The 26961-nt window shown below is 67.3% G+C and carries 22 protein-coding genes; 7 read left to right on the forward strand and 15 right to left on the reverse strand.

What is annotated here, in order from left to right:
• Positions 1-187: 187 nt before the first annotated feature.
• The 3 genes from IPK85_04915 to IPK85_04925 are packed head-to-tail and all read right to left on the reverse strand — an operon-like array spanning position 188 to position 3090.
• Positions 188-1219, reverse strand: a complete 1032-nt coding sequence (locus IPK85_04915) for a dihydrofolate reductase family protein (protein MBK8246722.1) — start codon at positions 1217-1219, stop codon at positions 188-190.
• 28 nt (positions 1220-1247) lie between these two features.
• Positions 1248-1865, reverse strand: coding sequence for a DinB family protein (locus IPK85_04920; GenBank protein MBK8246723.1), 618 nt, complete (start codon positions 1863-1865; stop codon positions 1248-1250).
• A gap of 4 nt (positions 1866-1869) precedes the next feature.
• Positions 1870-3090, reverse strand: a complete 1221-nt coding sequence (locus IPK85_04925; protein ID MBK8246724.1) for an RtcB family protein — start codon at positions 3088-3090, stop codon at positions 1870-1872.
• A gap of 376 nt (positions 3091-3466) precedes the next feature.
• Here IPK85_04925 and chrA point away from each other — a divergent pair, with 376 nt between their 5' ends.
• Together chrA and IPK85_04935 are read left to right on the forward strand one after the other, a co-directional pair.
• Entirely contained in the window at positions 3467-4618 is a 1152-nt protein-coding gene (gene chrA / locus IPK85_04930; GenBank protein ID MBK8246725.1) for a chromate efflux transporter, read from the forward strand.
• On the forward strand, positions 4615-6810 hold the full coding sequence (locus IPK85_04935; protein MBK8246726.1) for a carbohydrate binding family 9 domain-containing protein: 2196 nt from the start codon (positions 4615-4617) through the stop codon (positions 6808-6810). The genes chrA and IPK85_04935 overlap by 4 nt, the downstream gene beginning before the upstream one ends.
• A 22-nt stretch (positions 6811-6832) precedes the next feature.
• Here the strand turns inward: IPK85_04935 and IPK85_04940 are convergent, their stop codons facing one another.
• Positions 6833-7492: a hypothetical protein gene (locus tag IPK85_04940; protein ID MBK8246727.1), complete on the reverse strand. Its 660-nt coding sequence runs from the start codon at positions 7490-7492 to the stop codon at positions 6833-6835.
• A gap of 173 nt (positions 7493-7665) precedes the next feature.
• On the opposite strand from IPK85_04940, the gene IPK85_04945 reads away from it, so the two are divergent.
• Complete coding sequence (locus IPK85_04945) at positions 7666-11148, forward strand: PD40 domain-containing protein (protein ID MBK8246728.1); 3483 nt, start codon at positions 7666-7668, stop codon at positions 11146-11148.
• A gap of 4 nt (positions 11149-11152) precedes the next feature.
• Here IPK85_04945 and IPK85_04950 read toward each other — a convergent pair whose 3' ends face one another.
• The 4 genes from IPK85_04950 to IPK85_04965 are packed head-to-tail and all read right to left on the reverse strand — an operon-like array spanning position 11153 to position 13226.
• Positions 11153-11755, reverse strand: a complete 603-nt coding sequence (locus tag IPK85_04950) for a thiamine pyrophosphate-binding protein (GenBank protein MBK8246729.1) — start codon at positions 11753-11755, stop codon at positions 11153-11155.
• Positions 11752-12246: a hypothetical protein gene (locus IPK85_04955; GenBank protein ID MBK8246730.1), complete on the reverse strand. Its 495-nt coding sequence runs from the start codon at positions 12244-12246 to the stop codon at positions 11752-11754. Before IPK85_04955 ends, IPK85_04950 begins: the two co-directional genes overlap by 4 nt.
• The gene (locus IPK85_04960; protein ID MBK8246731.1) at positions 12246-12776 is read right to left on the reverse strand and encodes an META domain-containing protein; all 531 of its coding nucleotides are present in this window, start codon (positions 12774-12776) and stop codon (positions 12246-12248) included. The genes IPK85_04955 and IPK85_04960 overlap by 1 nt, the downstream gene beginning before the upstream one ends.
• A gap of 3 nt (positions 12777-12779) precedes the next feature.
• Positions 12780-13226 carry a DUF4399 domain-containing protein gene (locus tag IPK85_04965; GenBank protein ID MBK8246732.1) on the reverse strand — a complete coding sequence of 149 codons (447 nt, stop codon included), beginning with the start codon at positions 13224-13226 and terminating at the stop codon, positions 12780-12782.
• A gap of 136 nt (positions 13227-13362) precedes the next feature.
• Between IPK85_04965 and IPK85_04970 the strand changes: the two genes are divergently transcribed.
• Positions 13363-14322, forward strand: coding sequence for a hypothetical protein (locus tag IPK85_04970; protein ID MBK8246733.1), 960 nt, complete (start codon positions 13363-13365; stop codon positions 14320-14322).
• Here the strand turns inward: IPK85_04970 and IPK85_04975 are convergent.
• A complete protein-coding gene (locus tag IPK85_04975; GenBank protein ID MBK8246734.1) occupies positions 14258-15784 on the reverse strand; it encodes an SDR family oxidoreductase in 1527 nt (508 codons plus the stop codon). The genes IPK85_04970 and IPK85_04975 overlap by 65 nt on opposite strands.
• Before the next feature lie 164 nt (positions 15785-15948).
• Here IPK85_04975 and IPK85_04980 point away from each other — a divergent pair, with 164 nt between their 5' ends.
• Both IPK85_04980 and IPK85_04985 read left to right on the forward strand, forming a co-directional pair.
• Positions 15949-17565 carry a DUF885 family protein gene (locus tag IPK85_04980; GenBank protein ID MBK8246735.1) on the forward strand — a complete coding sequence of 539 codons (1617 nt, stop codon included), beginning with the start codon at positions 15949-15951 and terminating at the stop codon, positions 17563-17565.
• Positions 17562-19772, forward strand: coding sequence for a S9 family peptidase (locus IPK85_04985; protein MBK8246736.1), 2211 nt, complete (start codon positions 17562-17564; stop codon positions 19770-19772). Before IPK85_04980 ends, IPK85_04985 begins: the two co-directional genes overlap by 4 nt.
• 83 nt (positions 19773-19855) lie before the next feature.
• Here IPK85_04985 and IPK85_04990 read toward each other — a convergent pair whose 3' ends face one another.
• The 6 genes from IPK85_04990 to IPK85_05015 all read right to left on the reverse strand — a co-directional run bounded on the left by IPK85_04990 (position 19856) and on the right by IPK85_05015 (position 25891).
• Entirely contained in the window at positions 19856-20662 is an 807-nt protein-coding gene (locus tag IPK85_04990) for a peptidase E (protein MBK8246737.1), read from the reverse strand.
• Positions 20663-20782: 120 nt separating this feature from the next.
• On the reverse strand, positions 20783-22210 hold the full coding sequence (locus tag IPK85_04995; GenBank protein MBK8246738.1) for an SET domain-containing protein-lysine N-methyltransferase: 1428 nt from the start codon (positions 22208-22210) through the stop codon (positions 20783-20785).
• Positions 22207-23364 carry a hypothetical protein gene (locus IPK85_05000; protein MBK8246739.1) on the reverse strand — a complete coding sequence of 386 codons (1158 nt, stop codon included), beginning with the start codon at positions 23362-23364 and terminating at the stop codon, positions 22207-22209. The genes IPK85_04995 and IPK85_05000 overlap by 4 nt, the downstream gene beginning before the upstream one ends.
• A 109-nt stretch (positions 23365-23473) precedes the next feature.
• Positions 23474-23710, reverse strand: a complete 237-nt coding sequence (locus tag IPK85_05005; protein MBK8246740.1) for a DUF4143 domain-containing protein — start codon at positions 23708-23710, stop codon at positions 23474-23476.
• 37 nt (positions 23711-23747) lie between these two features.
• A complete protein-coding gene (locus IPK85_05010; GenBank protein ID MBK8246741.1) occupies positions 23748-24245 on the reverse strand; it encodes a VOC family protein in 498 nt (165 codons plus the stop codon).
• A gap of 77 nt (positions 24246-24322) precedes the next feature.
• Positions 24323-25891, reverse strand: a complete 1569-nt coding sequence (locus IPK85_05015) for a M20/M25/M40 family metallo-hydrolase (protein ID MBK8246742.1) — start codon at positions 25889-25891, stop codon at positions 24323-24325.
• A gap of 190 nt (positions 25892-26081) precedes the next feature.
• Here IPK85_05015 and IPK85_05020 point away from each other — a divergent pair, with 190 nt between their 5' ends.
• Entirely contained in the window at positions 26082-26954 is an 873-nt protein-coding gene (locus tag IPK85_05020) for a c-type cytochrome (GenBank protein MBK8246743.1), read from the forward strand.
• The last annotated feature ends 7 nt before the right edge of the window (positions 26955-26961 follow it).

Raw genomic sequence — 26961 nt, forward strand, 5'->3', positions numbered from 1 at the left:
CCGCACAGGTCACCTCCGACCGTGGGACATCGCTACGCCACAATGGCACTCCGGTGGCGGGGCATGATAACGCTCTTTTGGGGTCGCGTCCACCAGCGGGGGGGGCGTGTGGTCGGCCGCCGAGGCGCGAGGGTGCCAGGCCGCGCAAGCCTAAAATACGATGGCGCGCCCTCTGCCTGACCGTCAGCTACGGGAGGTTCACCCCCGGGAGCCCAGCCGCGCGCAGCAGGAGCGACAATTGCCCCGCATGGGGCAGGTCGTGGTCCAGGAGCCCCCACACCACCCGCATTCGAGCCTCGTCCCCCGCAGGGACTTCATCGGTCGGTGCGCCGCGTGTGAGGCATGCGACGATGACCTGCCAGGTCACCTCGAGCCCTCTGACGATCTCCTCGGCGGTCGGCATGGGCACACGGGCCTCGTCCCAGCGAAGGTAGGGCGCGACGGACCCAGCCGCGTCGCCGAGCGTACGGTGAAGATGCAGCGCTCTCCCAAAGACGATGTGCTGGGCGATCTCGCCCGGCGTGCGCCGGCCGGGGAGCGCTCGCTGCTGCAACTGCTCGGCCGTCAGCGGCGCCACGGCACGCTTGAGGGCCTCCTGGTAGTCCAGCCAACTCTCGAAGGCGCGGCCTTCTGCGACGACCGCTCGGATCATTGAGCCGGTGCCGGCTAGCGTCCCGTCCCGGCCAGCTGAATCCGGCACGTACGTCAGGCAGATCACGTCCTCCGGCATCCGTTCGCTGGCCGCGAGGCGTAATGGCGGCCGAGGGCCGGCAAAGAACGGCGTGCCACCACCCGCCACGACCGGATGCAGGTAGATGCGGTATTCATCAATCAGGCCGAGATTCACGATGCTGTGCGCCAGGGTCGGTCCGGACAGATCGATCTCGCCCACCAGCCGCTCCTTGAGCCCGCGGATGACCCCCTCGACGTCGTTCGCGACGAGTGTGGCGTTGGGCCCGACCGACCTCAACGAACGCGACACCACCCACTTTGGCTGCGCGCGCCACGCGGCGGCGAATTCGCGTTCTGCCGCCCCCCAGTCGGCCTGGTCGTCGTCCCAGTATCGCATCACCTCGTACATCCCGCGACCATACACACTGCCAGCCAGCCCACGCACCTGCTCAATGAAATGCCGAAACAGCAGGGGGCCCGGCGCGAACGCCGTATGGTCGACGAAGCCGTCCAGCGATTGGTTCAATCCAAAGACGAGCTTCGCCACAAGGTGTTCCTGGTCAGGGTGGAGTCCATCACGTCGCGTGCAGCGGCGTGGCGTCACTGAAGTACTCGCCCCGCCGCCGCGCCACGACGAGGACATGATGATGATTGTGATACAGCGTGAACATCAACATCTCGCGCACCGTGAGCTTGCCGAGCAACGGGTGCGGCATCGCGATGTCGTCGACCTGGTGACGCGTCCACGCCATCGTCTGCGCCACGAGTCGCTCCACCGCCTCCCGATGCTGCTCCAGGACGTCGCGACGATACGCGTCGGGCTGCCCCGCCACGGCACGCGGCGACGGGGCAAACCGTCCCGCCTGCCCACCATCCCGCAGGGCGCGATGATACGTCTGCACCAGCACCTCATACCTTCGTGAGACGCGCGCACGTATGGGGAACACGACGCGCAGCAACAGCTTGGGCATCGCCATCCCACGCGACACCGCCCGCACCGACTTCGTCAGGTGCCGGACATGATCGGCCGGCGACCAGGACGCCCCGATCGGCGCGACAAACTCCTCGTCGGGCATCGCGTTCCAGTACAACGCGCTATCGCCGCACAACCGGCGCAACCCATGCGCCAGCTCGTTCCGGTGGTAGGCAGGGACCACCACCGGAAGAAGCTGGGCAAGGGACGCGCGTGACACGTGTTCAGTCCTTGTAGGGATCGAATTCATTCGCCCCCGCCATCACGACCACGAGCGGGCGCAGCGTGTGCTCAATCTCGATCGTTCCGGCCTGGGCCGCGAGCACTTCGGGCAACCGCCGGTATGCCTGCGGCGCCTCGTCGAGCCCACCTCCCCGCAACACCACCCCTTTCCCCTTCACCCACCCCGCCATCATCTCCGGGCTCACCAGGCCGGGACGCTGCTCCCCGGTCCGACGGTTCCGCCAGCCCGCAGCGGCCGTCCGGGACATCACGCGCCCCGCACCATGCACGGTCGAGAAGAGCCCGGTCCGCTGAAGCTCCGCCCGCTTGGGATCGTCCGCAATCTCTGCGCCGCGCACAATCACCGCATCGTCCCCCATTGACCCTCCGACAAATCCCCGCTGTCCCGGGAACGCCGGGGTCGCCCCCTTCCGGACCACGATGAGCGTTTCCCCATCGTGCTCCTCCTCCCACGCGAAGTTGTGGTGGTTGTGCACCAGCTCAACTTCCACCGCCCCGAGCAACGCCGCCACCTTGCGCGCGACCCACTCCCGGCCGGCATAGGCGTACTCTCCCGCCAGGCGCATCAACTGCCAGTAATCGTGACCGAGGGGCTCGTCGAGCTTCAGCAGCACCTCGCGCTCCGGGACGCGTGCATTCCAGGCAGCACCCTGGGCCAGCGCCATGAAGCCGGACGCGATGGTATGGCCGAGTCCCCGCGACCCGAAGTGCACCCCAATCCACAACGCCCCGGACTCGTCGACAAACAGGTCGACGTAGTGGTTGCCGGACCCGACCGTGCCGAGCTGGGTCCGCGCCTTCTCGCGCAATCCCTGCCGGTAGCGCACATGCACCGCATCCCAGGCGGGCGACTCGAAGAGCGGGTGATCCACCGGGGCGTCATCGGCCCGGTTCTTTCGTCCGACGCCAAACGAGATCGTCGCCTGGATCGCATCGGCGATCCGCTGCAACGTCTGGTGCTGTTCGTCCAGCGTGAAGCCCAGGCTGTCGAGCGTCAGGTCGGTCTTGAGCGCCGCATTGCCGCACGCAATGTCAAAGCCGACCCCAACGATCGACACCTGGTTACGGTAAGCTGCCACGCCGCCGATCGGCATGACATACCCCGGATGGCCGTCGGCCATCAGGGCGACTTTCTCTGCGTGCTGCGCGACGTTCCCCAACTGCTCGAGGGTCCGCGCGTCATGTGCTCCAAAGACTCGCATGAGTGGTTTCCTCGTGATGAATAGTCGCCGCACCCATGCGGGCACGGCAGGTGATGGCGCCGCCGGCGTCCCGGCGGGAGTGGGAAAAACGAGACGCCCCGTCACGGGCGTCGTGACGGGGCGTGGGAACCGAACCGCGTGGAACGCGGTGGCCAGCTACCTCCGTCTACATGCTCCGCACAGCGCGAGCGCGCGCGCGCGTCCTGATCTCGGCAACACCCCGCAGGGGCGTGCCGGTATAAGGCGCATCACGAGCGCGGGTTGTGGATGGAGCTTATACATACGGTGCGTAGACGGTCCGGCGTCACCATGACGCGGGACGACAGGGGAGACCCCTGGACCTTCCCCCTCGTCACATCCATCCCTCGTGGCCGGCATCCCCTCGACCGAGACATACGGGCCGCTGTTCAGACGCTTCCTGCGTTTTGGGTCATTGGCGTGGGGTGGCCCGGTGGCGCAGATCGCCATGATCCGGGAGGAGCTCGTCCAACGGGAGCAGTGGATCCCGCCCGATCGCTTCAACCGGGTGCTGGCCGTCTACCAGGCGCTGCCGGGCCCCGAGGCGCACGAACTCTGCGTCTACTTCGGGTCGCTGGCGCGCGGGCGACTCGGTGGCCTGGTCGCCGGGTTGGGCTTCATGCTGCCGGGCTTATGCCTGATTATGCTGCTCTCGTGGGCCTACGTGCGGTGGGGACTCTCCGCGCCGGCCTGGGCCGCCGTCTTCGTGGGATGCCAACCGGCCGTGGTCGCCCTGATCGTGCGCGCCGCGTTCCGCATCGGCGAGCATGCGCTCACACGTCCCCACTTGTGGGCCATCGCCGCCGGGGTCGCCGCGTTGTCGCTCGCGGGCGTGAGCTTCATTCTGAGCCTGGTGCTCGCCGGTGCGGCGGCCGCGATCTTCATGCGCATGGCGCGCGGCCAGCCGCTACAGGTCGTGGGAATCTTCTCCGTCACCGCCCTGCTCCAGCCAGCGGTCGCCATGGCGGCGCCAGGTGCACTTGGGATGCTGGGCTACGGACTCCGCACGGGGCTCCTCACCTTCGGTGGTGCCTACACGGCGATCCCGTTCCTGCAACACGATGCCGTGGTGCGTGGCGCCTGGATGACGCAGGCGCAGTTCCTCGACGGCATCGCGCTCTCGGGGCTCCTCCCGGCTCCCCTCATCATCTTCTCGACCTTCGTCGGATACCTCGGCGGGGGCGCCCTGGGAGCGATCGCCATGACGATCGGCGTCTTTGCCCCGGCCTTTGCCTTCACCCTCATCGGACATCGTCATGTCGAGCGACTGGTGGCGAATACGGAGGCCCACGCCTTTCTCGATGGCGTGACTGCCGGGGTGGTCGGGCTCATCGCGGTGACGGCGCTCCAACTGCTGCGCTCCACGGTCGCGACACCGCTCGCGGTCGCCATCTTTCTTGGCGCACTACTCCTGGCCTTTCGCTGGAAGTCGCGCCTCGCCGTGGTCGGCATCATGCTTATGGCCGGACTGGCCGGAGCCCTCGCCATCATGATCCAACGCCTCTCGTGATCCTGCGCTCTCGTGTCATCCTGCGGTCGCTGCTCACGGGCCTCGTTGGGGCCTGTTGCACCGTGCTCGCCGCGGAGGCGCAAGGCACCCCCTGGCCGCGCTTGCAGCGCCTGTCTGGCAGCACACGACTACAACTTGACGGTCGGCTCGATGAACCCGAGTGGGCTCGCGCCGACTCGATCACCAACTTCACCCAGCGTGACCCGGTCGAAGGTGAACCGGCATCGGAACGCACGGTCGTGCGTTTCCTGTCCACGGACGCAGGGCTCTGGGTCGGCCTCTGGGCGTTCGATCGCGATCCGTCGGGTATTCGTCATGCCCAGCTGCGTCGCGACGCCGACCTCGAGACCGACGACTCCTTCACGCTCGCCATCGATTCGCAGAACGACCGGCGATCCGGCTTCCTCTTCAGCGTGAACCCCAACGGCGCGCTGCATGACGCCGAAGTCCTGACCTTCGAGCAGCAGAACGACCGATGGGATGGGATCTGGGATGCGCGCGCGCGCATCACGCCGGAGGGCTGGGTGGCCGAGCTGTTCATCCCCTGGCAGACGTTGCGGTACCCGGCCAATGGGACGGCGTGGGGACTCAACGTGCAGCGCTTCATCCGCCGCAAGAACGAGTACGCCCTGTGGCAGGCGTGGCGCCGCGGCGAGGGGATCCGGTTCCTGGAGCGTGAGGGACGTCTCGAAGGACTCTCCAACCTCCCCGGCCGCGCGCGTGTGGAGGCCCGGCCATACGTACTCGGGACCAATCGCCTCGATGATCGCCAGTTCCGCGCCGATGGGGTGGACTCGGTGACCCTGCCGGGTGCCCTCGGTGCCGAGGCCGGGATCGACGTCAAGACCGCGCTCACCGGGCGCCTGACGCTCGACCTTACGTACAACACCGACTTTGCGCAGGCGGAGGTGGACCAGCAGGTCGTGAACCTCACCCGGTTCCCCGTGTTCTTTCCGGAAACGCGGCAGTTCTTCAACGAAGGGGCGGGGATCTTCGACTTCGGGCGCGTGCGTCAGACACAGCTCTTCTATAGTAGGCGCATCGGCCTGCGACGTGACGGCACCCCACTCCCCATCCTCGGCGGGGCGCGCCTTACCGGTCGCGCCGGCCAACAACAGCTCGGCGCACTCCTCGTACGTACCGGAGGCGAGGAGGACGCGACGGACTTTGTGGGACGCGTCAAGCGCGACGTGCTCGGCCGCGGCTACGTCGGTGCCATGGTCACGGGACAATCGCGGGCAGACGCGCCGACAAGCCTGGCCGGCGGAGCGGACTTCAACTTCCCGTACATCATCAAGGGGAAGAACCTGGTGCTGCTGGGAAGTACGGCGTGGAACCGCGACAGCACCGGTGCGCCGACCGCCAACTACTCCCGGTTCATCATTGACTACCCCAATGACCACGCGGACATCGTCTTCCGCTATGATCGGGTGGAGGAGGGATTTGAGCCCGCCCTCGGTTTCGTCTCGCAGAGCGGCATTCAGCGGTTTGCTGGCCAGGTGACCTTGACCCCACGCCCGCGGCGCTGGGGGATCCGCCGCCTCGACTTCTCGCTCCCGTCTTGGGATTGGGTCTCACGTCTGGATGGTTCACTCGACAATGCGTCGCTCACCGTGCGCCCGCTCGGTGCGCAGTTCGAGAGCGGCGACTCGTTCGAGCTGAACCTCAAACGCCTCTGGGACGTCCCCCCGGAGGATTTCGAGATCTTCCCGGGATCGGTGATCGCCGCGGGGCGCTACGCCTATGACCAGGTGGAAGTCAGTCTCGAAGGCTCCGAGGCACGCACGCTCGTTCCGGAAATGTCGGTCACGCTCGGCGAGCTGTACGACGCGCGGGGCTACGAGTTCAGCGCGGGACTCGGCTTCCGCCGGGAGCCTCATCTCCTCCTCTTCGCCGAGTTTGAGCGCACCAGCGTGTCGCGGGCGAACGACGCGTTCGCCGCGACGATTGCCCGCCTGCGTGCGGACTACGCCATCTCGCCGCGACTCTCCACGACCGTGTTTGCGCAGTACGACAATGAGTCGGAGCGCGCGAGCGTCAATGCGCGCCTGCGGTTCACCCGGTCACCCGGGAGCGACTTGTATGTGGTCTGGAACAGCGGCTGGACCACCGCCTTGGACAGCGGGATCCCCTGGCGGCGGCCCGTACGCGGCGGCCTCGTCGTGAAGTACATCCAGTACCTGAGAGGCTGATCGCCCCGGGTGGAAGGCAGTCCTACGGAACGCGCGGGGCCTTGCCCGTCAGCGCGGCGTAGACGGCTTCCTCGTCAAACGAGCGACCCGTGGCTTGACGCTGCGCTGCGTCGACCTGCGCTTGTGAATCGGTGCCGATGAAGAACCGGAAGTGCCGGACGCCCCCAATGGAGCCTTGCCGGCTGGGGAGAAACGCCTGCGGCGGCACCGTGCCATCGGGGTACCTCAATTGCATGTCCGCATAGTCCATCACGCGTTCCATCTGGTCGATCGGCCCGTAGACCGCTTGACCGGTGGCCGGGAGCTGGAGGACGTAGCGCCCCGCGCTGACCGGGGTGAGCGTTGGCCGCTCGGGATCGAAGAACAGGTACAGCGACCCCTGCACCTCCCTTGGCACCTGGACCTCGATGACCGGTGCCGAACGCTGCGCGAGGTACGACTCCCCAAGGTCACCGAAGATGACAAAGAAGGCGAGGTAGGCGCCCACCGCGAGCCCACCGACCACGCCTAACGGGACCAACCAGCGCGGTGCCTGTCCACGAGCCGCTCGCCGCCACAGCCAGGCGCCGGCAACCACCGCCGGCACACCGATGGCCGCGATGATCACCACGGCAATGGCCAGTGCCAGCCCGCTGGCACCGTCCCCCTGCAGCAATGCACCGAAGACCACGGGTGTCCGCATGTGGAATCAGTCCTTCCGGATTGGGCGAGATGGTGACATCGGCCAGTGTACCAGCTGGGGGGCGAGGGGGCCAGACGGGCCCATGGGCCGGTGGCACGGCGCCCCTGCAGGCCACCTCGTGTGCGACCGGCGCGCAGGCGGTAGGTTCCACGACCCTCGACCTCCCTCCCCTCATGCGCGCCTCCCGCTGGATAGCCCTCGTCGCGGCACTGCCGTCCACCCTCGCGGCCCAATCGGCGACCCAGGCAGACAGCGCCGCACGTGCGGCCACCCGCACAAACGGCCTTCCGCTCATCAACACGCGGACGCTCAAGTTCACGACGGATGAGGGGACCTGGATCTCCCTCGACGTGTCGCCCAATGGGCGGAGCATTGTCTTCGAGTTGCTGGGCGACCTCTATACGATGCCGATCAGCGGCGGGCCGGCGACACGGATCACGAATGGGCCGGGGTACGATACCCAACCGCGCTTCTCGCCCGACGGAACCCGGCTCGTCTTCCTGAGTGACCGCAACGGTTCCGAGAACATCTGGATCGCCAACGCCGACGGCACGCAGCCGCGGGCCCTCACGCGCACCGAACGCATCAACTTCGTCTCGCCCACGTGGACGCCAGACGGCCAGTACATCATGGCAACGCGCGCCGGGCAACTCTGGCTCTTCCACCTCAACGGTGGCAGTGGTGTCCAGGTGACCGGCGTTCGCCCGGCTGGCGCAGCCGCGGCCGCGGGTCCACCAGGTGCGGGAGCCGGCCCCACCCTCCTCGGCGCCGCCTTCTCCAACGACCCGCGCTACGTCTGGGTCAACGCGGTCGGCAACGTGGGCGGCGACTTCCAGGGTGGCGTGAGCCCTGCCCCAAACGATGAAGAGATCGAACACGCGCCTCGCAGCTCGGCGCGGCGCATTGGCACCTACCAGGTCGCGCTCTACGACCGTGAGTTGGGTCGCGCCGCGGTGCGCACCTCGGAAGGTGAAGGCGCCTTCCGCCCCATTCCCTCGCCCGACGGCAAATGGCTCGTGTACGCCACGCGCAGCGACGCCCGCGAGGGACTCAAGCTGCTCGACCTCGAGACGGGCCGCGACCGCTGGCTCCGCATGGACGTGCAGCGCGACGCCTCACAGGGCGGCGCGGACCGCGACGTCTACCCCAACTCCGCCTTCACGCCGGATTCCCGGGCGGTCATCACCGCCTACAACGGAAAGATCTGGCGCGTCGAGGTACCGTCCGGCGCGGCCACGATGATCCCGTTCTCCGCCGAGGTCGAGCAACAGGTCGGACCCCTCGCCAAGTTCGACTATCCCATCAACGATACGACCCTTGTCGTGAGCCAGATCCGCGGCGCGCAGCCGTCGCCGGATGGCCGCCGCGTCGTCTTCACGGCGCTGGACCGGCTCTGGATCGCCGACCTTCCCGCGGCACGCGGCGGCCCGGGTCGGGCGCCCAACGCCCCGGCCAATCATCCGGTGATCACCAATGCGCGGCGCCTGACGAATGCGACCCTCGTGGAACACGCCCCGGTCTGGTCGCCGGATGGGCAGTTCGTGGCCTACGTGACGTGGGACGACTCGATCGGCGGCCACATACAGCGTGTCCGGGCGGATGGCGCGTCCCCGCCGCAGCAGCTCACGACACGCGCGGCATTCTATGACAAGGTGAGCTACGCGCCCAACGGACAGCGCCTCGTTGGTGTGCGCGGGTCGCTGAACCATCGGTTGCGCACGCTGGAGGATTTCGGCTCGCATGGCGCGACCGCCGAACTGGAGATCGTCTGGTTGCCGTCCGCTGGGGGAGACGCGCAGCGCATCGCGTGGCTGGGCAGTGGTGCCACCCAACAGGGGCGCAACGTCCCGCACTTCGGCCCGGACTCGACGCGTATCTACGTCTGGCAGGGAACCGAGGGGCTCGTCTCGATGCGGTATGATGGCACGGACCGCCGCACCGTGGTCCGGGTGAGCAGCCTCCCCGCCCCTGGCGGTCCTGGCGCCGCGGGTTCGCCGGACGAAGTGATGCTCGCCCCCAACGGTGGGCGCGCGCTGGTCCGCTCTGATCGCAACGTCTTCCTCATCACCGTCCCCCCCGTTGGTGGAACCCCGCCCACGGTGTCGATCGGCAGCGGGTCCGTCGTGCCGACGACGCGCCTGACCCGCGTGGGCGGCGACTTCATTGGATGGAGCGGCGATGGGCGCACCGCCTTCTACTCCATCGGCAAGAGCTTCTTCCGCTGGGACATCGCCTTCGCGGACTCGCTGGTGCGCGACTCCGTCGTTCGCGCCGAGGCGGCCGCCGCAAGCGGCGGTGCGGGGGCCGGGGGCGCAGCTCGCCCCGACAGTGCACGCGCCGATTCGACGCGTCGCGGCCCTGCGTACGAGCCGTCGCGCGTCGATGTCGCCATCACGGTGCGCAAGGATCGTCCGAGCGGTGTCGTCGCGTTGCGCGGCGCGCGGATCATCACGATGAAAGGCGACGAGGTCATCGCATCCGGCGACATTGTCGTGCGGGACAACCGCATCGTCGCCATCGGACGGCGCGGATCGGTGCGCATTCCCGCCGGGGCGCGTGTGATCGACGTCTCCGGCAAGACGATCATGCCGGGGCTCGTGGATATCCACGCCCACACCTGGGTGGCGTGGGGGGTGCACCGTCCACAGGTGTCGCAGTTCCTCGCGCAGCTGGCCTATGGCGTGACGACCCAGCGCGACCCGCAGACGTCGTCGGAAGACATCGTCACCTACAGCGACATGATGGAGACCGGCGCCCTCATCGGGCCGCGCCTCTACTCCACTGGCCCCGGGGTCTTCAGCGTCGACAACATCCGCTCGCTGGACGAAGCCCGCGACGTGTTGCGCCGGTACGCCGACCACTTCAACACGCAGACCATCAAGCAGTACATGGCCGGCGACCGCAAGGTGCGCCAATGGGTGATCACCGCCGCACGCGAGATGGGGTTGACGACCACGACCGAGGGCGGATCGGACTTCGTCATGAACCTCACGCTGATGCAGGACGGCTATCCGGGGCTCGAGCATTCGCTCCCGATCAGCCCGCTCTTCAAGGACGTCCAGCAGCTGCACGCATTCAGTGGCCTCACCTACACCCCGACCTTCATTGTCGCGTACGGTGGCCCGGCCGGCTTCTCAAAGTACCTCACCACCTGGGACCTCAACAACGACCGTAAGCTGCAGCGGTTCACCCCGGCCGAGGAGATCGACAAGTGGAAGACCGTCACCTGGCAGCGCGATGACCAGTACGTGCACTACCTGCACGCGCAGCAGCTGACCAAGTTGCTGGCAGCAGGTGGCAAGCTGGGCCTCGGCTCCCACGGCGAACTGCAAGGGCTCGGCACCCATTGGGAACTCTGGATGATGGCGGCCGGCGGGATGAAGGCCCACGACGCGTTGCGGCTCGCGACGATCGGGGGCGCGGACGCGATCGGGCTGTCGAAGGACCTGGGGTCCCTGGAGGTCGGAAAGCTGGCAGACTTGCTGGTCCTGGATCGCAATCCGCTGCTCGACCTCGCCAACACGACGGCGCTGCGCTTCGTGATGAAGAACGGGCGCGTGTACGACGCCAACACCCTGGATGAGATCTGGCCGCGGGCGCAGCCGCTGGCCCCGCAGTGGTGGTGGAACCTGGAACCACCGCCACCTGGCCACTGACCGCCTAGGGCGCGGCGCCCACTTTCACGCGCGCCACCGCCTCACCAAAGGCGGCGGCACGCGGTCCTGCCTTCCCCGGAGATCGGGGCCCGACCCCTCCGGCAGTCACCGGGGATTCGAGCAGCACGAAACGGGGCCCGTTTGTTCCCACGGTCTCGTTAAGTGATTGGTGCCACTGCTCTTGAGTGCTGCATCGGATCACATGTTCCCATCCGCTGCCTGCGGCGACCGCCGCGAGGTCCACTCCTGCCGCGACACCTGGGGTCGGCTGACCGCCGGTGACTTCATACACCCCGTTCGCCACGACCACCATCACCAGGTTGGGTGGGCGTTCGGCCGCGATCGTCACGAGGGACCCCAGGTTCATCAGCAGGGAGCCGTCGCCGTTCACGACGACCACGCGCAGGTCCGGCCGAGCCAGCGCGAGCCCCAGGCCTAACGAGGAAGCCTGCCCCATGCTCGATGGCACCAGGACGAAGTCCAGCGGATGTAGCGGGCCGAGCGCCATCCACTCCCGCGCCGCCCCCATCGTGGTCACCACAATGGTCCGGTCGTCGCGCCATTCGCGCAGGATGCGCATGGCACCCGCCAGCTCAACGCCGCTCACGCCTTTCCCTCCGCCACCAGCAGCGCTGCCGCTCGACCCGCCGCACGATGGTCGCGCAGGAACTCGCCACCCGCAGCCAGCTCCGCATCATCGCGCACCAGGCACCACGGCACGGCCCACGCGGTGAGCACCGGCTCGGTGAATGCCAGGCAGGTGTCCCCCGGGAGCGTCGACTGGTTGAGGTAGCTCCGGTAGCCGATGATCGCCGGGATCGGGAGCTGCCAGTCGTGCACCACGTTGCGTAGCGCGTCGCCACTCTCGAACAACCCGGTGCACTGGATCAGCACCAACGGCCGGCGTCCACCCAGGTGCAGCCCCATCGCCACCCCCCACGCCTCTCCCTCGCGACAGACGCGCACCACCCGCGCACCATGTGCGATCGCCACCGCGTCCCATGCGCCAATGGTGGAGTCGGGGACGGTGACGACGTCGGTGATCGCGCACGTGGCGAGCACCTGTCGGAGTGCGCCCGCCGTGGCATCCGCCACCATCAGTACGCCAGCTCCGTGGCGGTCCGACCTCGCGCTTGTACCGGCGTGAAACGCGCCAGCTTGCCCCCAAAGCCGGAAAGCTCCAGCTCGCCATCGACGATGGCGTACGTCATCACCCGAGGCAGGATTCCCAGGACAACACGCTCGAGGTCCGCCCCCTCCGGGCAATACATCTTTGTCGCGCCAATCGCCCCAAAGCGGAGCGAGTCGCCTGACTTCGTATAACCTCCGGAGTAGCGATTGCACCCCGCGAACCCCGACACCCGCGGACTCCCGGAGTCGATGCGGAGCGTTGCCTGCCGCCCCTGCGCCCCAGGCGGCGGCGCACTGCCATCACCCAACGCGGTCAGCGCCCACATCCGGTCGGTCAGTTGCGGCGGGGGAAGCTCCACCGAGTCGGCTGCGCCCGATGGAGCGATGGATGCGGCGAGCGGCGCTCCCGTCGAGTCGACCTGGACCGGAGGCGGGATCTCGTCGCGGCTGCCGCAGGCAAGCGCCGTGGCCGCGACCGCCGCGAGGAGCGCGCGCATTGCCTACTTCTTGACCACGAAGTTGATCGTATCGCGCCGCACCCCGGTCATCGGGACGTGATCGCCCCAGGCCAAGATCGCGATCACCCGATGCGGCCCCACGGACAGCGAGTCCAGCACCTTCTCGGTCGCGCCGTTGCCCAGGTGATAGGCGATGGGCGGCTGCGGAATCGGCAGGGTGTCTGACGGCGCATCACCATCGATCACGAGGTGATGGTGCCCCTTCCCCTCCTCGCGCACCCCGGTCGCGGGGACAACCAGAACCCCGGTGGCTTCCAGCCGGATGGTCACCGGCAGCGTCACCGAGTCACCGTCCGCCGGTCCGAGGATCTCGACAGCAGGATCGGCGGACGACACCGTCATGGTCGCGGTGTCCGGGGATGGGGTCTCACCCTGCCCGGCGCAGGCAGCGACAACGACCAGGGAGGCGAAAGGCAGGAAACGCGGCACGGGGGGCGGGGTAGGGGGACAGACGACACCTTCAATTAGTGCAACTCTACCCCGGCGTGTCCAGTTCCGACGGGCCGCACCCTTGCTGCCCCATGGTACGGACGCAATACTCGCCTGCCGTTTACCCCCTCTCCGGTTGACCACTGTGCGCCTGAACCTGCTGCTCGTCGCCACCATCCTTCCCCTCGCGTCCTCGGCGCAGGGCGAGCACCTCAATCCGGTCGCCGACCTGCTGGCGAAGAAGCAGCCGGTCTTCGGGCTCTACGCGCCGGCGAATCCGCGGACGCGGCCCGGTCAGCCAGCGCCGACCAACGCCCCCGCCCCAAAGACCCAAGCCCAGCTCGCGGCGGACGCGCTCGCCTACACGCAGGCAGACTACATCTTCGACGGCAGCATGGAAGGAAACTTCGATGCCGGCTACGGGACCTTCCTGGAGTTCGTGAAGGGGTTGGCCGCCAGTGGCAAGCTCCCGTGGACACACCCGCTCGCGGTGAAGACCCCCGAGATCCTCCCGGACATGAACCTCGCCCGCGAGCGCATCGGCAAGCAGCTCAACTTCGGGGCCAGCACGATCGTGTTTGTCGACGTGAAGAACGCCGACGAGGTGAAGCAGGGACTGGCGATGATGCGGCCGAAGTCGAAAGGCGGCACGCGCGGTGACGACGTCGGCATGGCGCCAGCCATGTGGGGGATGAACGAGAAGGCGTATCGCGAGAAGGCCGACCTCTGGCCGCTCAACCCGAAGGGAGAGCTGGTCAACTGGACGATCGTCGAGAGCAAGGAAGGGCTCGCGAACATCCGCGAGATCGCCGCCGTCAAGGGAATCGGCGCCCTCTTCCCCGGGGCCGGTACGCTCCGTGGCGTCTTCACCACCACCGACGCCGCCGGCAAGCGCGTGTTTGACGAGGCCGGCTGGGAAGCGGCGATCCAGAGCGTGCTGGCGGCCTGCAAGGAGTTCCAGGTGGCCTGCGGCTACCCGGCCAACCTCAACGACATCGAGATGCGGATGAAGCAGGGGTTCAGCGTCTTTGTCATCGGCTGGGGCGAGCCGGGGATGAAGACGGTGGAATTGGGACGGAAGGTGGCCGGGCGCTAGGCGCCTCGCCGGACTCGGCGGCCCTAACTATCTGCCGCAGCATCCCGCCAAAGACCAGCTCGTGGAGCGGGAACAACGAGTACCAGTAGATCTGGCCGAGTACGCCCACCGGGTCGAAGATCGCCGTCTGGCGTAACGTGCTCCCCGTGGGCGTGGGCGTCACCTCGAACTCGAGCCACGCCCGCCCGGGCAACTTCATCTCGGCGGTGAGGCGCAACAGGCGCCCCGCATCCAGACGCTCCACCCGCCAGCAGTCGAGCGTATCACCGACCCGCAACTCCACCGGATGGCGGCGGCCGCGACGCATCCCCGCCCCGCCCACCAGCAGGTCGAGGAGCCCACGGATCCACCAGAGGACGTTCCAGGCGTACCAGCCCTGCGCTCCCCCGATCCGTTGCACCCGATTGAAGAGGTCGGCCGTGGAGGCGGTGGCAGCGAGCTGCCGCGAGTCTACGAGCCGGTTGCCGAAACGCACGCCGCCCCACTGCGTCGGCTCCCCAACCGACGACAGCGCATCCGACCATCGACTGGCGGCGATCTCCTGGTCTTCATCCACGAGCGCATGGCGGATGGCATCGGCCATCGGCATCGGCTGGATGGCAAAGGTGCGCCGCGCGCGATCGTCCCGCACAATCGACGGGTGCATGATGCTTGCAATCAGCGCCCGACCCACGCGCGCGTAGATCGGCGTGACCAACCCGAGCCACAAACTGGAGAGGAACGGCGTGAGCACCGGCACCCGGAACATGGGCACCCGCAGCCCGCGCGCCGCCGCGTAGGCCCGCATCATGTCCTCATACGACACCTGGTCTGCCCCACCAATCTCGAAGATCCCCTCCTCGGACGGCGGCAGCTTCCGCGCCTCGAGCAGGTATTGCACGACGTCGGTGATGGCGATCGGCTGCGCGGGGGTGGAGACCCACCGCGGGAGGAGCATGAACGGCAGTCGCTCGGTCAACGCGCGGACGATCTCGAAGCTCAGGCTGCCGGAGCCAATGATGACCGACGCGCGCAGCTCCACCACCGAGAGTCCAGCGGCGCGAAGCAGGGCGCCGACTTCGTGACGGCTCCGCATGTGTAGCGAGAGGGGCTCCTGGTCATCGGCCAAGCCGCCGAGGTAGATCACACGCGCGACCCCCGCCGCGTGGGCCGCTTCGCCAAAGGTCTTCGCGGCGTGCCGGTCGGACTGGTCGAACGAGGCCCCCGAGGCCATCGAGTGCACGAGATAGTAGGCCGTGTGCACTCCAACGAAGGCACGATCGAGGCTCGCCCGGTCGGTCACGTCACCCGCACAGACCTCCGTTCCCGGTGCGACCCGGGAGGTCATGAACTCCGGGCGGCGTGTGAGGCAGCGAATCGTCGCCCCTTCGCGCTCCAGGGCGGCCACGAGCCGGCCGCCGACGTACCCGCTCGCCCCGGTCACGAGGACCACGCCCGGAGGCGTCGTGCCATTGGTCGACATGTCAGATGAACGGCTGGCCGGGGCGGGATGATCCCGGTTTCGCGGGGGCACGTCGGACTCCCATGGCCGCGGCGCAGCACGCCTGGCTCCAATGAAAAAGCGCGCGGCGTAGCGCGTCCGGCTGCGGCACGGTACCCTCAGCCCAACTGCTGACACCCTGACCGATGTCCTGCGCTCCACGCCTGCTCGTCCTCGCCTTCGTCGCCACCTCCGCGGGCGCACAACCCGCCGCCGATCAAAGCCGGCCGGATGTGGTCGCCATCGGCGAGTCGTTGCGCTCCCTTCGCCGCCCTCCCGAGCGCCGTGGCGTCCCCGACTACTCCCCGGCGGCCGTTGCACGCTGGCGAAGTGGGTTGACACAGCTTAACACGCGACATCGGGCGCTCCCGGTCCACACCTGGCCCGTTCCTGACCGCGTCGATCATGCGGTCGTTGGCACGCAGCTCGCGGCGTTCGACTTCGAGCTGCGGATCTCGCAACCCTGGGCGCGCGATCCCGGGAACTGGGTCGACCTCATCGCCTCCACGCCCTACGCCACGGTCCCCGTCCCGGACTCGGTGCGCTCCGCCCTCACCATGCGCCTCGATGCCGTCCCCGGCATCCTGGACGAAGCGCGACGCCGCCTGACGAAGCCCTCCGCCGGCCTCACGGAGATCGCGCTCTTCCACCTCGAGCAGAGCGACGAGGTGAATCAGGGCGAACCGCGACGGCCGCGTCCTCCCGCAGGAGTGATCGGATGGTACGAGGACCTGCTCGCCCGCGCCCGCACCAATGACCCGGATCGAGTGCCGTCCATTGAACGGGCGCTCGCCGCGGTGAAGTCGTTTCGGGACTGGCTGCGTCGCGAGATGCCGCGGATGACCGAGCCCGCGTTCGTGGGACTCGATCACTACGCCTGGTATGTGCGCCATGTGCGCCTCGTGCCGTGGAGCGTTGAGCAGATCCGGTTGATCGGTGAGCGCGAGCTGGCCCGGGCGCGCACGCTGCTGGCCCTTGAACAACACCGCAATCGCGGCCTGCCGGAGCTGGTCCCCGCCGCGACCGCAGAAGAGCACGAGCGACGCACCCGCGAAGCCGAGTCCTGGATTCGGTCGTTTACCACGCGCGAAAAGCTCCTGACGATCCCGGCCGACATCCCGCCGCAGTACGAGACCGATGCCTTCTTCATTGATCGCTCGCCGTGGGGCGGGCACCGGCACTTCTGGGATGAGATCACCTATCGTGATCCGCTCAACAACCACATCCACGCCAGCATCCCCGGGCATCGGTTCGATGGCACGCTGCAGCGTCGCCACCCGCGCAGTGTGCGGCGAGGGAACGGGGACGGCACGCGCGCGGAAGGATGGGCGTTTTACATCGAGGAGATGTACCTCCAGGCCGGGCTACTTAACGATCGCCCGCGCACGCGGGAGCTGTTCTACATCGCGCAACTCAAGCGCGCCGCGAGGGTTCGCGCCGAACTGGCCATGCAGGTCGGGAAGTTTACCCTCTCGGAGGCTATTGCCTTCCTGAATGCCGAGGTCCCGCTGATGGAGGCCAACCTCGCCCGGTATGACCTGGCGATTTACCTGCGGCGCCCCGCCTACGGAATGAACTACACGATCGGCAAGGCGCAGATGGAGCAACTGGTGTCGGACCGCCAGCGTCAACTGGGCACCGGCTTCGAACTCGGCGCCTTCCACGACGCGTTCCTGGCCGGCGGCAGCATCCCGATCTCGCTGATTCGCTGGGAGTTGACAGGGCTCGACGATGAGATGCGCGCGCTGGGGGTGGTACGATGATGCGGCCCGCACTCCTGGTCGCGTTGGCGTGTGCGGCGACGGTGAGGAACGCATCGGCGCAGCGCCCCGCCGACCTTGAGCGCTTTTACAGCGCGCCATCGCTGGTGGGCACCACGCCGCGCGCCGTCACCTGGTCGCCGGATAGCCGTCGCTTCGCATTTCTCTGGAATGAGGACGGCACCAACTTCATGGACCTGTACGTTGCGGATGCCGCGACGGGGACCGCACCGACCCCGGTGCGTCTGACCCAAATGCCGCGGCTCTCCCCGGCGCCCCGCGTGGCGGACGGATCGCCGCTTTCATACACCCAGTGGTCGGAGCAACGCGCGGCACTCGCCGCCGAGCTCGATCCCGGGGTCGGCTCGCTCGCCTGGCACCCCGACGGGGTGCGGTTGCTCTTCACCTTTCGCGGCGACCTCTACCTCGCGGATACTCGCGCGCCACAGCAACCACCACGAGCGCTCACACAAACAACCGGGAGCGAGAGCCGCCCGCAGGTGATCGCCGGGAATCGCGTCGCCTTCCTGCGAGACGGTGACCTGCATGTCGCACCGTTGCTCGGCGACTCACTGGGGTCGTCCCTGCGGATGACGCAACTGGCGCGACCGGGGGTCGGCATAGAGCAGGTTCTCCCGTCACCGGACGGCCGCATCGCGGTGATCGTCGAGGTGGACCGCACGGCGATCGCCACTCGCGTGATCCCCGACTACCTCACCGAGGAGACCTCGACCACCCAGGTTCGCCGCGCGATGCCGGGCGAACCATCCGAGGTGCGCCGCATCGGGCTCCTGCGGTTGGATGGAGGGTTGGTGGTGTGGCAGCGCTGGAGCAATGACCGGTTGGACGTGTTGCATGGTGCTTCCTGGTCGCCAGACGGCACGCGGATCGTATTGGACGTCAGCGATGTCTTCGTGAAGCACCGGCGCATCCTGACGATCGACCCCGCCATCGGGGCCGTGCGCACCCTCGTCGAGGAGCGCGAGCCGATGAACGTGTCGGCGGAGTGGCAGGTGGCGTTCGCGCCGGATGGACGGAGCGTTTTGTTTACTTCGGATCGCCGCGACGACTATCGCGTGTGGCAGGTGCCACTTGAAGGCGGGACGCCACGCGTGGTCACGACGGGGCATGGCGCCGTGTTCGGCTTTGCGGCGGCGCCCGGTACCATGTTCTACACATCCAATGCCGGGCGCGCGGAGGAGCGACACCTCTGGCGGCAGCCACTGACCGGCGGCGCGGCGCGAGCGCTCACCCAGGTACCGGGCTCGCATACCGCGGTTGTCTCACCTGATGGTCGTTGGGCCGCCGACCTCTTCAGCGCGGACACCATCCCGCCGGATCTCCATCTCATCGACGCACAGGCCGGCACGACCGCGCGGGTTACGCGGTCGCCTCGCCCTGAGTTCGCCGAGTACCGGTTCACCCCCGCCCGGTACGTGACGTTTGCCAGTCGCGCGGACGGCGCCACGTTGCATGCACGGTTGCTCCTTCCACCCAACCGCCAACCCGGGGCGCGGGTGCCGCTGGTCATTGGTTCGGCCTACAGCGGCACGGTGCGGAATCAGTGGGGAGGGCGCAACGCGCATCCCCTGTGGGGGCTCGACCAGGTGTTGCTGGAGAAGGGCTTTGCGATCCTGGCGGTGGATGTGGCCGGGAGCAGTGGCCATGGCACGGCGTTCCGGCGGCGGATCCGCATGGACTACGGGGGGATCGACGTCGAGGACCTGCACAGCGGGGTGGAGTGGGCGGTGCGCGAGGGGATCGCCGACAGCGCGCGCGTCGGGATCTGGGGCTCGAGTTACGGTGGGCTCATGACCACCATGTCGCTCTTCACCAAGCCCGGGGTGTACCGCGCCGGCGTGGCTGGCGCACCGGCGACGAACGTCTGGCATGCGCTCACGGGGGAGCAGCGGGTGATGATGCGCCCGCAGGAGGACATGGCAGCGTACGCGGACGCCTCATCGCATACGAAGGCCGCCGGGTTGCAGGGGCACCTGATGCTGATCCACGGGATGCGCGACGTCGTGGTGCTCTACAAGGATTCTGCCTGGCTGACGCAGTACCTGCTACAGCTCGGGAAGGATGTGGAGCTGGTGACCCTTCCCGATGCGGGGCACGGGTGGGACCTGGAGGGACTGGCCCAGACGCGGTTTGCATTTCGCCGTCTGGTGGAGTTCTTCGAGCGGCACCTCGGGCCAGGCGCGTCCTGATGGGCCCCATGCCCTGAGCGCGTACCTTGGGATGAACCTGGCCCAGTGGCGCTCCGGCACTAACTGAGGCCCGCAGACCGTCGCTAGATCCGCTCCGGCTCCAGCACGCGCTCCACCGCCTTCCCCCCCTCTACCGTGACGTGGTAACACTTCGCGGCCGCGCGTGTGTGCACCACGCGCTTCACCGTGTTGTCCTCGAAGTAAAGACCGGCATCATTGTCGCAGGCGTAGCCCGGCTGCATTTGCCCGCTGCCAATCAGCTTCTGGTACAGCGGCCGACGCCCGGGCTCGGCGTCGTAGTGCGGTGAGTGGCTCCCCTTGATGAAGCCAAGGCACTTCACGATGGACAGTTCTTTCGGGCGCGAGTCGGTCGTGCCTTCATCAAACCAGCACAAGGAACCCGCGCTCGCCCCGCCGAGCACGATCCCGCGGTCCCAGGCCTGGCGCAGGATCTTGTCGATCCCATGGGCCTGCCAGATCACCTGCTGGTTCAGCGTATTGCCGCCCGAGCAGATGATGGCATCGACGTTGAGCAGGACTTCTTCCCAGCTTTTGTCTTGCCGTGTGCTCGCGATGAACGAGACCTGGTGCGACGGCTCCACGTTGAGCGGGGCGCAGTTCTGGTACCAGGTGATGATCCCCTGCGGGCTGTCCGCGCTCGCGGTGGGCAGGTAGAGCATCTTCGGCCGCGGCTTGCCGGTGAGCTGCGCCGCGTAGCGGATGAACGCCGTGCCGAAGCCGCCACCCGCGATCAGGATCTTCCGTCGCGTTTGCTGGAACCGTTCAGTGAGCGATGCATCGTCGCCCACTGCGGCGACGCCGGGGAGGCGAGAGGCACTGGCTCCAACCGCACCAACGGCAGAGGAGACAAGGAAGTCGCGGCGTTTCATGGGGGCCTCGCAGTTCGAGATAGTCACGCGAAGTTGGGCACCGGCCCGACGACCAGCAAGGGCGACCAACGCCTTCGCTCTTCCCTCTGCCCTCTGCCTCTGCCGTCCGCCGTCCGGACTCTACCCGATCAGCGTCGAGCGACCCAGCGCATTCCCCACCGTCCCACGCACCAGCCCGCGGCACGACGACGCGCCACATCGACAGCTGAAGGGCTCCGTCTCGTCGTTGAGCAGCTCGGCGTAGTCGATCGTCAGCTCGGTGCCGGGGGCGATTGGCGCCAGGGCCACGACGTTCAGGCCCTGGAAGCCGGTATTCGGCTCACACGAGTGGTTCTGCGGCGCCCAGTCCATCGGGTCTTCGTCCCAGATCGCGTAGACGTCGTTCGACACCGGCCAGGCATATCGTCGAAAGAGCTCCTGCTGTTCCGGGGTCCAGTTCGCCATCACGAAGTCCTTGGTGACCAGGCGATGCGGGCGCGTCTCACCCCGGTAGAGAACGTCCCCGGGCAACAGGTGGCGGCTCGCGAAGATCCCGTACCCGGAGGTCGCGTTCCCCTTCATCGTGTACGGCTTCTGCCTGCGCGCGTAGCGCGCCATCCCTTCGGCGATGATCAGGCGCAGGAAGTCGGCTTGGCCGATCCCGTCATACTTGAGGATGAAGTCGGCGGACCCTTCCATGCCATCGGCATAGAACACCGAGCAGGAGAAGTTGACCTCAAGGAAATGAATCTCGCCGCGGTCGTTCATCCGGAAGTCCATGCGGGCGTACCCCACGCCCTCAAAGCCGGTGAAGATCCGCTCCGCGGCCTCGCGCAGCTCACGGGCGAGGGTCGGGTCGGTGACCGGGACGTTGGCTTCCGGGTGCAGCTCCGAGGTCTTGAAGGCGTACGTCTTGAACGTCGCCCCGCCCTCCGGAAAGCGATACTCGACCGGGACAAACGATCGGCAGGTTCCCGGGGCACCGGGGTTGGCCGCGACGAGGACGGTGAACTCCCGCCCCTCGACGTACTCCTCGACCATCAGTTCCGGCCATTCCTGCAGGGTGGCCGTGACCTTCTTGCGCAGCGCCCGCCGGTTGCGGCACAACGAGTCGGTGTCGACGCCGAGCGAGTCGCCGGCATGCGCCGGCTTGACAAACAATGGGAAGCGCAGTTCACGGAAGACGCGGTCGATGTCCTCCACGGCATCGATCACCACGTGGCGGGGGGTCTTTACCCCCACGGCGTAGGAGACGTACTTCATCACGTCCTTGGGGACGTGGTAGATCTTGGGCGTGGGGCCTGTATACGGCAGGTTGAGCTGCTCGAGGATGTGGATCAGCTCGAACGACGGGATTTCCCATTCCGGGTAGCCGTCGATCAGGTTCACGAAGATGTCGAACCCCTGCTTCGAGAGCGCCTTGAGCTGCTTGAACGCCGTCAGCTTGTTGATCGACTCATGGTGGACCGTGTCACCAGGGAGCAGCCGCGCGAGGTCGCGCGCGGGATCCCAGTTCTTGTAGTCGACGTTCGTGGTGGAGTAATCCGGCTGCAGGACGCAGATCTTCATGACGCGAGGCGGGAGGCGGCGGGGCGCGACGAGGCGCGCAGAGGCGACACAGCGGCGCGATGCAGCGCCACATCGAGGATTTCCTGCACGGCGCGGTGGTAGGGGGCCCCCGCATAACGGAGGATCGCGCCGATCGATGTATAGTTCTCATCCTCGGAGAGCCCGCACTGGGCATTCACCTCCAGGACGTACAGTTGCCGCGTCTCGCGGTCCATCCGCAGGTCCACCCGGCCGTAGCCGGTCCCGCCCACCGCCGCATACGCCGCCCAGCTCACCTCGCAGATCTCGTCGATCAGCGCAGCCGGCGGTTGTTCATACGACCAGAAGTCCTTCCCGTCCTGCATCGGTCCTTCGTGCTCGTGGAACTCCCACAGCCGGTCGAACGACAGGAACTGCTCGGTCTCCGGGAGCTTCTCGTGAAAGACCCGCTCCACCGGCGGATACACCACCCTTCGTTCAGGGGCGTCGTGCGACCCGATGATGAAGGTCGTGAACTCCTGGCCGGCGATGAACCGCTCACCCAGGACCCCGCCGTCCGCGAGGTTCCACCCACGGTACCCTTCCTCGACGATGCGGAGCTGCTCGGCAAGCTCGGCCTCGGTGTGCACCACGGACTTGCAGGTGATCCCCATTGAGCCGGCGGAGACCGCGGGCTTCACGATGATCGGACGCCCAATGTCCTCGAACACCCCTTCGACGGATTCGGCCGCCTTGGGGAGGACGCGCCACGGCGCCGTCGGTACGCCCAGGCGATCAAACGCCTCCTTCATCACGATCTTCGAGGTGGTCAGGTCGAAGAACCGGTCGTCGGACCCGGTGTAGATCGCCCCACGCTCGTCGAGGTAGCGGATGACAGATATCCCCGGCGGTCCGTTGACCTCGTCCCCGTCGCACAGGTTGAAGAAGACCGGGGTGCGCGGCGCCGATTGCTCGATGACGCGATCAATGACGTCGCGATAGTCGCGCATGGAGACCGGCTGCCAGTGCCACTCCTGGCCCAGCGCGGCAAAGGCGCGCTCGAACTCCGGGCGGCCCTGCTCGAAGTCGCCATAGTAGGCGATGTTCGGATCGTCGCTGTCGACCACCGGCACCAAAACCCACACCAAAAACGGTGCGGCTGCCCCTGCCCCGGTATGCAGTTGCGGTCGAATCATCCAGTTGCGCGAATTGTGCGTCAGCGAGAATACGTCGAATCAGATGTTTTCGCTACTACTGTGCAACGCGCCGGCATTCAAAGGCCAACGAACGGTGGGATGCTGCGGGTTAAATGACCTTCCACCACGGGACGGCGAGCACGCGCTCGCTCATCCATGTCACTTCGTCGCCCCCGTGGAGGAGAACGCCGGCAGCATGATCGCCCTGTTCCTTGACGAACTGCGACAGCACCTCGGCGTCCGACCAGGACGGCCAACGGGTCGCTTTCACTTCGATCCCGATGATCCGCCGTCCGACTTCCACCACGAAATCCACCTCACGCCCCGAGGCGGTACGCCAGTACATGATCTCCGCCCGCGCCTGCGCCGCATCGCGGAGCCGCCTACGTCAGCTCCGCCATCAGCGCATGGAGGTCGAGCGCCTCGGTCACCATCTGCAGTGACCCATCCGGGCCAATCGGCCATTGGTCTTTCGGCTTGTCCCAGTACAGCTCGATCCCGTTTTCATCCGGATCACGCAGGTACAACGCCTCGCTCACCCCATGGTCGCTCGCCCCGTCCAGCGGGATGTTGGCGTCGATCAACCGCTGGAGGGCATCAGCCAGCGACGCGCGCGCGGGATAGCGAATCGCCACGTGAAACAGCCCCGTCGTCCCGGAAGCCGGCGGCTTACCGCCGCGGCTCTGCCAGGTGTTGAGCCCGATGTGATGGTGATAACCACCCGCCGAGATGAAGGCGGCCTGGGTGCCGTACATCTGCTGGACCTCGAAGCCGAGGACCCCGCAGTAGAAGTCGAGGGCCCGGGGGATGTCGCTCACCTTGAGGTGAACATGACCGATGTCGACGCCGGGGTCGATCGGCTGACGCGCTGAGTCGGTCATTGATTTGGTCAGGTCAGGTGAGCTTTCGGTAGTACCCAACGCCGCAACCAGTGATTGTCGCCCCGGCCACCAGCCCCCTACTGCGCCACCCGCGTGGGCAGCGCCTTCCGCGGCAGCTTCTCGTCCCGCATCGCGGTGTTGTAGGCGAACCAGGCCACCACCGTCGCCATCTGCTTCATGTCCGCGGCCTGCACATGGTCCACCGTGTCCATGTTCGAGTGATGGGTGCGCGAGTTGTACTCGAGCCGCTCCTGGATGAACTGGAAGCCGGGGAGCCCGACGCCATCAAAGGCCAGGTGATCGGTGCTGGTAACTGACCGCGGACCAAGGGTGTTCACGTCGAGGTCCTTCAACGGCGCGATCCAATCGCGGAAGATGGGCTCGACGCCAAAATTCTGCTGCATCCAGATCCCGCGGATCTTTCCGGTGCCGTTGTCGATGTTGTAGTAGCCGGCCACCTTCTCGTGCCCGGGCTTGAGGGCCATCGTCGCCGGATCGGCAAAGTGGCGCTTCACGTATTCGCGCGCCCCCATCAGCCCCATCTCCTCGCCGCCCCACAGCGCCACGCGAATCGTGCGGCGCGGCCTGGCCCCAACCGTCTTGAGGATGCGGAGCGCCTCCATCATCGCCGCACTCCCTGACGCATTGTCCGTGGCGCCGGTCCCGGCATGCCACGAGTCGAAGTGCGCCCCGACGATCACCACTTCGTCCTTGAGCGCGGGATCCGTCCCCGGAATCTCCCCCACGATGTTAAAGCCCTGCGGGGTCGTCTCCTCGTGGAACTTCACGCGCACGTCCAGCTCCACCTTGACCGGCACGCCCTTCGCCAGGATGCGCACCATCCGGTTGTAGTGCTCCACGGCGAGGGTCACCTGCGGCGGCACTGGTGGCGCATTCGGTTCGCGGCTCCCGCCGGAGCCCACGAAGATCGTGCCCCCATCCACGCGCTGCGTTTGCCATGACATGTCGCTGCCGCCGGCCGACATATCGCTGTCACTGCCGCGGTCGAGCACCGCGACCACGCCTTCATCCACCCAGAACTTGTTCAAGATCGCAGGGGACACTGCCGGCGCCGCCGGACGCCCTCCCAGTGCACGACCCTGCACAGGCGTGGACTCCGCCTCTGCCTTCCCCTTCTCCCCCATCCGCAGAACGATCGGCCCGTCCAATAGGTTGACCGGTCGCTCTCGCTGCGGTAGTACGATCTTCCCGCGCAGCTTGCCGCGATACTTCTCCAGGTCGGCCGGAACGTCGATGAGCACCTGCACCACCTCCCCCTGCACGACGCCGTTTGTTCCCGGGGTCCACGCCTTGGGATAGCCGATCAACGGCTGGATCTGCGGCGCGACCATGTGGCCACTGAACCGCTCCAGCGACCAGCTGCGTCCCATGCTCCACGGCTCCATGGCGACGTTCTGGAACCCCCACTTCTTCATCTGCTCCATCGCCCAGGCCCCAGCAGACTTGAAGCCGGGGCTGCCGGTGAGACGTGGCCCATGGACATCGGCAAGCCAGGAGAGTGTCTCCATGACCTGCGAGCGCTGCAGCCCCTCCTCGCGGATCCTGCCGAGCATTTGGTAGTCGAGCTTTTCCTGGGCGATCGCTGGGACCGCGGCGAAGGCAAGGACGGCGAGGGCGTTGCGCATGGGCGTCGTGGGTGGGGATGCCCGGCGAAGGTACCCCCGGGACCCGTCGAAGGGGAGCCGGCGCGCCGGGGGTGAATCCCAGCCGTCGCGACGACCGCGCCGCGGGCACGAACGCCAACGAGGTCTGGCCGGTTGGCCCGTCAGCCGTAGTTTCGTTGCGCGCCTCCCTCCCCCCTAGCTGGAGAACGCCATGGCATCCGTGAGCCGCTGGATCGGTCGAGTACTGCTGGGACTCGTCGGCATCCTCTGTGTCGCCGCCGTCGCCATCTACTTCATGGGTGAGCGGTACCTCGCCCGAACGTATCCGTTCCGCGAGGTCGCCGTGACGTTGCCCACGGACAGCGCCTCCCTGGCTCGGGGTGCCCACCTGACCCGCGTGACGTGTGCCGGTTGTCATGGCGAGCAACTGAACGGACATGTCATGTACGAGGATGGCGTCTTCGCGCGGTTCGTTGCCCCCGGCATCAGCGAGGTGCTACCCGCCTACACGGACGCCCAGCTGGCGGGGTACATCCGGTACGGCGTGCGCCCGGATGGAGTGAGCCCGTTCATCATGTCACCCGGTGGCTTGTATCACCTGAGCGACGCGGACCTGGCCGCCGTGATCGCCCATTTGCGCCGGACCGCCATCCCACCGGGTGAGCCACTCGGCCGCACCGTGCTCAAGCCCATCGCAAAGGCCCTGGTTGCGTTCGGGCTATTCCCGGTCAGCGTGCACGAACGGGACACCACCATCGCCCGTGTCGGTGCTGATTCCGCGATCCATGGACCTCGGATGGGGGAGTATCTCGCGCGCGTCTCCTGCGCAGACTGTCACGGCGCCGCGTTGACCGGAAGCACGAATGGCCCGGCACCTGCGCCGGCACTCGCCAACGCGGTGGGATACTCATTGGCTGAGTTCACCGCGTTGATCCGAGAGGGTACTCCGCGAGAGGATGGCAAGGCGATCCCGGAGATGACCAGCGTCAGCCGATCCACCTTCACACACCTCACCGACGCGGAGATCGCGGCGTTGCACGCCTACCTGTCGCAGCTCCCGGCGAGCGGTATCACATTGCGATGACTCGGTG

It is taken from the genome of Gemmatimonadota bacterium, assembly GCA_016712265.1.
In the GTDB taxonomy this organism is placed as follows: domain Bacteria; phylum Gemmatimonadota; class Gemmatimonadetes; order Gemmatimonadales; family Gemmatimonadaceae; genus RBC101.